The 9102-nt window shown below is 39.9% G+C and carries 7 protein-coding genes and 1 tRNA gene; 1 reads left to right on the top strand and 7 read right to left on the bottom strand.

Translation table 11 applies throughout. From position 1 onward, the window contains the following. Positions 1 to 67 precede the first annotated feature (67 nt). From CWC18_RS18200 to CWC18_RS18175, 6 genes are all read right to left on the bottom strand, one after another. Positions 68 to 1144: a DUF6136 family protein gene (locus CWC18_RS18200; RefSeq protein WP_138592426.1), complete on the bottom strand. Its 1077-nt coding sequence runs from the start codon at positions 1142 to 1144 to the stop codon at positions 68 to 70. 25 nt (positions 1145 to 1169) lie between these two features. Next, entirely contained in the window at positions 1170 to 1754 is a 585-nt protein-coding gene (locus CWC18_RS18195) for an ABC transporter ATP-binding protein (RefSeq protein WP_138592425.1), read from the bottom strand. Between the two features lie 168 nt (positions 1755 to 1922). Next, positions 1923 to 2396, bottom strand: coding sequence for a peroxiredoxin (locus CWC18_RS18190; protein WP_138592424.1), 474 nt, complete (start codon positions 2394 to 2396; stop codon positions 1923 to 1925). 95 nt (positions 2397 to 2491) lie between these two features. Further along, positions 2492 to 3436, bottom strand: coding sequence for an SMP-30/gluconolactonase/LRE family protein (locus CWC18_RS18185; RefSeq protein ID WP_138592423.1), 945 nt, complete (start codon positions 3434 to 3436; stop codon positions 2492 to 2494). Between the two features lie 115 nt (positions 3437 to 3551). Then, a complete protein-coding gene (locus CWC18_RS18180; RefSeq protein WP_138592422.1) occupies positions 3552 to 4265 on the bottom strand; it encodes a helix-turn-helix domain-containing protein in 714 nt (237 codons plus the stop codon). Positions 4266 to 4398: 133 nt separating this feature from the next. Further along, complete coding sequence (locus tag CWC18_RS18175) at positions 4399 to 6645, bottom strand: DUF5916 domain-containing protein (RefSeq protein WP_138592421.1); 2247 nt, start codon at positions 6643 to 6645, stop codon at positions 4399 to 4401. Positions 6646 to 6804: 159 nt separating this feature from the next. On the opposite strand from CWC18_RS18175, the gene CWC18_RS18170 reads away from it, so the two are divergent. Next, positions 6805 to 8790, top strand: coding sequence for a winged helix-turn-helix domain-containing protein (locus tag CWC18_RS18170; protein ID WP_138592420.1), 1986 nt, complete (start codon positions 6805 to 6807; stop codon positions 8788 to 8790). Between the two features lie 173 nt (positions 8791 to 8963). Here the strand turns inward: CWC18_RS18170 and CWC18_RS18165 are convergent. Then, positions 8964 to 9040, bottom strand: a tRNA-Asp gene (locus tag CWC18_RS18165). Positions 9041 to 9102 lie beyond the last annotated feature (62 nt).

Raw genomic sequence — 9102 nt, 5'->3', positions numbered from 1 at the left:
ATCTGATCGGCATTAAGCATATGCTGGCTTTTTTACGAGCATTATGTACTCTAATACTTAAAACTGGCTAAGTAATCACTTTTATTACAAACAAAGTTATTGAGCTGGCAGCCCATGCAACTGCTATTAATTTAGGTTTATTTGCTGCACAGTACATCAGTATAGGCACACTCAGTAAAGCACCACTCATATAAATATCAAAGCCCAGAAAAAGACCTGAAAAACACCATAAAACAATACATATCAATGATAGTAAAACAGTTTGTACGCGAAAAACCTTTTTATACTTTCCTAATGACTCCCAAAATAGGCGTGTTTCTTGTAGCTGCTGGTTGGTTTCAATCATTAGTGTTGACCACCAAAGCTGGTTAATAAGTACCGCTGCTAATATGTACCAGTGTAATAAATCGGGTCGCATCGTTTGAATGATCATCGCTGCCCACAGTACTAAAAACGTCGCTGTAGCACGCCAAATTAACGCCCAATAATGCGCTAAAGCATAGTAAAGCCAAAATGACCATATATTGATTGAATACGTCAGATTAGGGGAATTTAATTTAGGTATAAACCAGCAACCACCCAATAGAAGATTAATACCGACTAAAAATTGCATAATAGATGATGTCCACCACAGTAAAATAAACGCGATAAATAGCGCCCAAATCACCGTTTGCGGTCGATATAGTAACCCGACTGCAAAACTCACTTGAGTCAACATAAATAGTAAAAGCTGTGGTGCCTGACTTAGCTTCTGTGGCCCCATGGCTAAGGCCAATATCATTGTTGTGATAAGTAAGGCATGGCTTGCTAATAATAAAACAATATCGGCCAAATATTGGTGCCTGATACTAAGTAATATACTAATTTGAAAACATCGATGTCGACTATCTAAAATGGCAGGTTTAAGGACCGTGATTAATAGGGTTTGCAGCAGTAAATAAGCAAATGCAACTTGAATACTCACCAGTGCACTGTCACTTTGAACAATCTTACCTAAGCCAAAAAACAGCGACGCAATTAACCCCGGCAAAAAGATATAAAATAGCGTTGTGATCATCAAAATAAATTGATTAAGTTGGTTTACTAACTCTTTGAGCTCGGCCTTAAAGGCCTGGTATCGATATCGATAGAAGTGTGTCATCATGATTTGCTAAACCCCTTGTTTGTACTTAAACTTTTTTAAGCGACTGACTAACAAAACCAATATCAAAAAAGGGTTGAGGTTCATGGCTACTAATGAGCACTTGGCCAGAGTAGATGCTGAGCCACTCCAAAACTACATCAAGTCCTCGTTTATCCAGTGCAGCACTTGGTTCGTCTAAAATTAAGTAAGGAGTATTACGCATCACCGCATTGATAAGCTGTAATTTTTTTAGATTGCCAGACGATAAATCTTCCACACGCGTATATAGGAACGTATCAAAGCACAGATCTGTTATCAGTTTTTGAGGTAAAGCACACTGCCAGCTGGATGCTGTCATCGCGAGTACTTTCTGGGCAGTTAAAAATTCGGGAAAAACAATTTTATCTGACGCTAAAGCAACCTGCTTTTGCAACTCAGTGTGTTGCAGACCATTGAGTAAAATGTGTCCAGAGTAAAACCTATCGAGTCCAGCTATTATCGTAAAAAGCGTGGTTTTACCGAGGCCATTTTTGCCTTCGATACAGAGTTTTTGTGAAGAATAAGTACGACTATAATTTTCGAAAATGCAGTTGTCACCAAAATACTTTGTTAAATTATTGATTTCAATCATTATTGCGTTAGGCCTATTTTAGTTCCTTTATTAGGTGACTTTAACATAGGCTATGTTGCAGGTGTCGTTAAGAATGTTACACGATGTGTGAATGATTCATTTAATAATGCGTATTACAAAAAAATGGGCACCGAGTACCCATTTAGAAAATATCGATATTTGGCGATATTACAGCGCCGCTAAAATAGCTTCAGCTTTGCTGACTTCAAATGTTTTAGGTGCTTCCACGTTAAGCTGAGTAACAACGCCATTTTTTATGATCATGGCATAACGCTGTGAACGAACACCACCAAATGAAGCTGTGTCCATTTCCAACCCTAAAGACTGAGTAAAGCTTGCGTCACCATCACCGAGCATCATTAACTCTGATGCATTGTGTGCCTCACCCCACGCTTTCATAACAAATGCATCATTCACTGATACGCAAGCAATAATATCAACGCCTTTGGCTTTAAGCTGATCAGCCAGCACCACATAGCCCGGTAAATGCGCCGCAGAACATGTCGGTGTAAAAGCGCCCGGCACTGCAAATAAAACCACTGTTTTATCTGCAAATAACTCTGTGACTGGGTGCTCTACCATACCATCGTCTGTTAACTGGCTAAGTGTCGCTGCAGGTAAATTTTGCCCTTGTTCAATCATTGTGTTCCCTTAAAAAGAAAATGTATTTATTTGATAACTGAGTTATTCCTATAGTGCCGTGAATAACTCCGATGTCCTACGACAAGTATACAAGATTAATGCAATGTATGAGCACGCCCTGCATATTCACTGTAAAAAGATTCAATCGCTCCCCGTTTTTGCATTGTTACAAACACTTGCTTACCGTCCTGACCACCAAATGCGATATTGGTTGGATACCTACCTTTTAATCGCACTGTCTTTAACAGCATCGCCTTGGGTGATAATACCACCACTTCACCCGCACCATATCGTGCAACATATAAGTTGCCTTGGTTGTCAGTACGCATACCATCTAAACCATGATCAACAAACTGATAAAACAGCCTCTTATCGCTCACATCACCTTGTTCATTGAGTGTAAATGCCCATATGCGTCGTTGCTTACTTTCATTCACATACAAGGTTTTGTTGTCAGGGCTCACCTCTACGCCATTGGTCGTTCCCATATCAGCTTTTAGCAAGGTTACTTGACCATCGGTTTCTACTCGCCAAAGTTGACCTCGACCATTAGCCCAGTTTGGATCACTCGCAAAAATTACCCCATCATCACGTATTGCAATATCATTTGGCTGGTTCATCAATGGCTCATGAGCATGAACCAACACTTCCCCTTGTGGCGTTATTTTTAAGATATTATGACGGACATAATCAGCAACAAACATGTCACCATGCTGATTAAAGCGAATGCCATTACCAATACTACCTTCGGGTAACGTCACCCAAAGCTTTGTATCACTTTTATCATGTACAGCCCCTATCGTGCCTTGCTGCGCATAATTGACCACATATAAAACCCCATTACTGTCAACCGCTGGACCTTCAATCCCCTCGGTGAATGTGCCATCAGATACCCAGTCAATCGCATGATAGGTCTCTTGTTTAACATCACTAAAGCGCTCAATGGTATTATTGTTAGTCACTGTGCTTTTACTTGCTATATTTGTGCTATTTTGGCACCCGCCTAATAGCACCAACATCCACCATAAATACTTATGCATTTTGACTTATTATCCTTAAATTTATCCAGTATGACCTGTGGCACCTTTGTTGTTAATTGAGAATAAATAATACACAGGTCACAGTACTATTAATTAGCTAGATATTACAAAACAGCTAAACCTTGCTGCGCGTCAATCTAGGTTCAATGATCATTAGGGCAACACCCAATAAAACGCAAGCCAAACCTAAAAACTGCAACAACGTATTGCCAAATCGTGTTTGCTGTTTAACATCTTTACCTACTCTATAAAGCCGGCGACCCTGTTCAACCTCTTTAATAAATTCATCACCTAAATACTCAAACGATAAAACAATTGATATGTCTCTTCGTTTGAGCATGATTCGCTGTGCTTCTCGCTTATCTGCATCATCTGGTACAAAACGAGACCAGCTAGAAAAAATATCTTGGGGCTCATTGGGTAAAACAACCCCTCTTGACTCATATTCATACAGTGATTGTGGAAACACTAAGTTTTGAAAGCCGACATAAAAGCAGCTACCACCGAGTGATACGAGCAATATCGCAATGTACAACAGAGTGCGCTGTTTGATTGAATTATCGCGACACTGGCGGGCATACCATGATTCTATATCTGGAATTTGACTAAAATGATGCTTGTTCGCTTGCCCTTGAGCACCGAGCATAAAGTTATCGACTGTAAGCTCTAACGCATCGAGCAACTGACGAAAAACCTCATTAGAGGGCACTGATTTATCATTTTCTAATTTTGATAAATAACTTTGTTCTACGTCCATTTTCTCTGCCAGTTGAGGTTGGCTCATATTTGCCGTAGTACGTAATTGTTTTATGTATTGACCGAGTGTCATCTTTGTAATCCTTGTTATGGCTTGAAATCACACCCTATTCTTGGCTAGTCATGCATTAATACCAAGGTGAATATTCAAGAATAACAAGGAATATTAGTAAGTTAAAGTTAACTTATTCTCAATTACATTAAATTCAAAAGCCATATCTAAATTTCAAGGTGATACGCTCCTCATTCGGCGTTTGCCAAAGCTGCTCCACGCTTCGTAGCCAAGATGTAGATGCCACGCTCTGTTGTTGCATCGTGTCAATTTGCGTCGCTCCACGCCCGTAGACCAAATATATATCCGAAAACGCGCCTAAGCGATAACGCAGCTTAGTTTGCGATACTAGCCGCTTGTCTTCAAAACTAGTATCAAGGTTCGCCAGCTCTATTAAAGCCTGCTCGTCAATACTAAACACCTGTTCGGTTTTTGCTTCAAGTACAGCCCACTGCAAATAAAAACTTAATTCGAGATTGTCAGTTAACCGCCCTGTAATTTTATTTTCATTTACAAAAACAGCTCTATCATACTGTGTTAATTGATTATGTGCATTTGCTATTAGCCACCCGTCACCTTTACGGTAAAAGTTATTAATATTGATAGTCCAGAGCTCATGAGGCATAAACGTGAGATCTAAAGCAAACTGTTGCGCTATGCCATTTAGCCCTTCTTGATCATACTGGTAACTGGCAGCCCAGCTAAACTTCCCGACATAAGAACTACGATAAAATACTCGGGTCCCCCATGTATCTGGCTGATAAAAACGCGCACTATCGTAACCCATATTATCTTGCCACCCTGTTGAGTTGTGCGTCAGTGCTGCCGATAACTCTGCTCCGCTATTTAACATCACATTCGCACTATATTGACGCTGAGCAGGCAATTTAATGCCTTCATCATTTGATTCATAAGACACTAATATTTTTTGATTTATACGTGTGATAGACGCAGAATCAAAGTTAATAGAGTGACTGAGTTCCCCTTGCCAATTACGCCAGTTATTACGTTTAATATACCCTAAATCACTGACATCAAACTGCTCGTCTAGCCGTAGGTAGGATGACTCAAATTGGGTATTGGCAGAGAATTGATATCCTAACTTGAATGACATACCATTACCTTGCTGGCTTGCCTGATTGTGCGATATATCACTGTGCATCAGGGTGCTTTGCATTGACCACGTTCCGCTTTGATACTGAGAATCCCACGCGACGCTATGAGCCTTTCTCGCAATAAACGGGCGTTCCGTATGCGTCAGCAGTAACCCTGTCTGCCAAGATTCATGGCGGTATTTCCCCCTCAGAGCATAAAATGATTTACCCGCATCACTTTCTAAAGTATCTTCTTTTACAGCAAAAGCACCAAACTGTAGTTGCTCTGTCTGTTGTACAAATCTCACCGCAGCGTCAATGGGAGTTATAAGGCGCGTTGCATCATCGCTACTAGCCCCAATACGCCGAGTATGAATAAGTGTCGTCTCTTGCAGACTTTGGACATTAAAAACGTTAATATCTTGAGTAAAGAATGGTCGCTTATCTGAGCGTCGTGTCTCTACAGCACTATAATTTAAATCAACTTCGTCACTGTCTACCTGACCAAAATCCGGGTTAACTGCAACACTCAGTTTTTGATGGTGATCTGGCTTATAAGTGAAGTCAAAACCAATATCATTGAGCCCGGTATTGGTAATTAAATCTTGTTGACGAGTGATATACGGCACAAAGGTGATCTGATGATTTTCTGGGATAATCGCTTTGACTTTAGGCATTTCTAAAAAGAAGTTTGCGTTTGCCGTCGTCTGTTTATGTGATGCATAGAGGTGATTATTACTTAACTGATACAACTGAACTGATACACCAATCTCTGATGCATCTCGAAGATTTTTTTTATTATAAAAAGACACGGTATGCCATGGAATAAACGTTTCACTAGACCAGTGATCTGCGGCCTCATAGTATGAGGTCTGCCAATCTCCATCCCAATCATTGTCAGTCGTTAACTGAGGAGTAAGCACTGCGTCTTGAACACCTCCTCCTAATCCCACTACAAATAGATACGCACCGCTACCATCACCCGAAAAATCTAAATAAATACGATTAAAGTCAGCTTGGATAAACCCATCTTGTAAATTAAACTGCTTCTTTCTTTCTCCTATTTTTTGCCAATTAATAATACCCACATACACTCCTTTTTCAGTGGTCATTATTCTACTTTCAACTTTATCTTTATATTCAGTATGGGTTGCTGGCACAACTTCAAAAAAAGCCGTTGTCGCAGACACACTCTGCCAGGCTGTATCATTTAATTGACCATCTAATACAATCTGTTCTTTGGCGTATACCGATAAACCCATCAACCATAAAATCAATACTGCTATATCTCGTAACGTACTACTCATACTTCAACCTAATTGGGAAACCTTCCACAATAAAAACAAATATCTAGATTAAAAATACTGAATATTCTCTGAAGAAAGCTAGCTAAGTCCTTAGCATTCTTGACTTTATACTGATAAAAGTTAACTTTGTACTCATATAAAGAACATAGATGACATGCAATGAATACAAATACACAATTTTTAACTTGGGTATTTTTTGACAATACAGATGAATTGCTCGATCTAAATACAGAAAAAACCACAAAGTTAGAGCCACAAGTCGCACAGTTGCTGAGGTTACTTATTTACAGTAACGGCGCGCTGCTTACTCGAGATACCATATTTACACAAATTTGGCCTAACATCGTCGTTGAGCATAATAGCTTATATCAATTGCTGACTAAATTAAGGCGGTTACTCAACGACAATCCAAAACAGCCAAGGATCATCAAGACCGTGCCTAAAAAGGGCTATCAGTTTATAGCTCAAACACAAACTTATGCCCCAGAGGTCACATCGAGTAAAAAAAAGATGCTCACTCAGCTCTCATGGTGGAAATTATCCATAGTGCCTATCTTCATTGTCTGTGGTAGCGCGATTGCTTTTTATTCCCAAAATACGATAAAAAACCCAAAACCTCACTATGAAATGTCAGATATAAGCTACGAGCTTGGTCTTGAGTACAATGTTGATGCACATAAAACAAAAGATCTCATCGCGTATATCAAGAACTTTAACGACCTCGTTTTTAGCAATAAACAAGGGGTGATATTAAATACTATCAAGTTCCCCAGTCGCATACACCATCCAAGCTGGCACAATGAACTAGATTTGATCACATTTTGGCAATACTACCAAGATCAATGCATTCTTCATGTTTATAAATCTTCTGGTCAAGCAGTGCATCGCTCTAAAGGGCAAAAATGTAGCCATTCTCGGGCATCATCATGGAAATCAAACACACAATTGGTAATCAACTTAGCTCACGATGGACACTTTAAACCTTTTCATTACGATATTAATACTGGTCACATCCTTGAAATTCCCATTGTTCTTAAAGAAAGAGAGAAGTTTCAGCACAACATCACAGCTTGGCAGGGAAAAACTTATTACTTGATCACATCGACAGATCATAAAAGTAAATTGATCACACTAGATGGCACCGTGCATATGGAGTGGTCGCACCCTATCACCATGCTGACTTACGACCCTAAGCAACACACTATAATTTCTAATAACTCTGATAAACATCACAAGTTAGTGTCCACATCAAGAGATGGTCAGCAGCACATCATTGCTAATGCTGTGCAAGGTATATTCACCGACTTATCCGTCGATGCTGATGGAGATATTTATACTGCAGTTGAAACTTGGCAAGTGAACATTCGTGATAAGGATGAGCTACCCATTTTTTCAACCACCAGTATTGATTACCTGCCCGTCAGTAATCTGCTTGGTGAAACGGCGTTCATGTCTAGAAGAAGTGGCGTTTATGAAGTCTATTTATACTCTGACGATCAAGTTAAACAACTTTCCTATAATCAAGGCTACGAATACGTTAAGCATATAGAGTGGCAACCGCAACTCAATCTGCTTCTCACTAACCGTGACAAAAATGTACTTGTGTATGATAGGCAGGGCAAAGTCAGACAATTTCAACCTGTACAAGCCGCGACTATTGCACAGTTGGGCTGGCATACCAATGAACAGGTGTGGGTATATGATACCAACTCGCTTTTGACTTATGATCTAACAGGGCAACAACTTGACAATATAACGCTGCAAGTCGACGCCCTTATTTACAATAATCAAAGTGCTCAGTGGCTCGTGTTTGACGACTATACGTTATATAGTGTAAATAGCTTAGCAAGTCTAAACACTCGTGGAGACTGGACCCCAATCAATCGTTTTTCAAAGCAGCAATATAACCAACTTAGAAACTTCAAGCTGCGAGATAATACCCTATATTGGTTATCTAGTTGGTCTGCGAAAGACTATATTTGGCAACTCCCGCTAGAGCAAACAACCATCTCACTTATCAAATCCGATGAGCTGATCTGGCACTACGATATTGCCCAAGACAACTCTTTGAACATTGCAAAAATGGAAGCCATTGAAGGTGATATTAAAAAACTCAGTTTACTAAGTACTCATAACATCCCCTAAATACCCGACAGCCGTCCGCATCGTACGCCTTCGGCTATTTTCTTAGATCCACAACGTCATTGTTTTGTAGGTAAGCACATAAAAGATACATAAATTAATGAACGTAATGAGTTTTATTAAATGAATAAAGGCAGGTAACTATAAATATATGCTTGAGAAGTATTTAACATATATGGCGGAGTGGACGGGACTCGAACCCGCGACCCCCGGCGTGACAGGCCGGTATTCTAACCAACTGAACTACCACTCCGTAGTGGTATATGACGTATTTCAGGCGTCCCCTAGATATCAAATGGCGGAGTGGACGGGACT

Origin of the sequence: Pseudoalteromonas aurantia (genome assembly GCF_005886875.1) — a bacterium.
Classification (GTDB): domain Bacteria; phylum Pseudomonadota; class Gammaproteobacteria; order Enterobacterales; family Alteromonadaceae; genus Pseudoalteromonas; species Pseudoalteromonas aurantia_A.
Note: the sequence above shows the minus strand (reverse complement) of the source record. Positions and strands in the feature narration are given on the sequence as shown.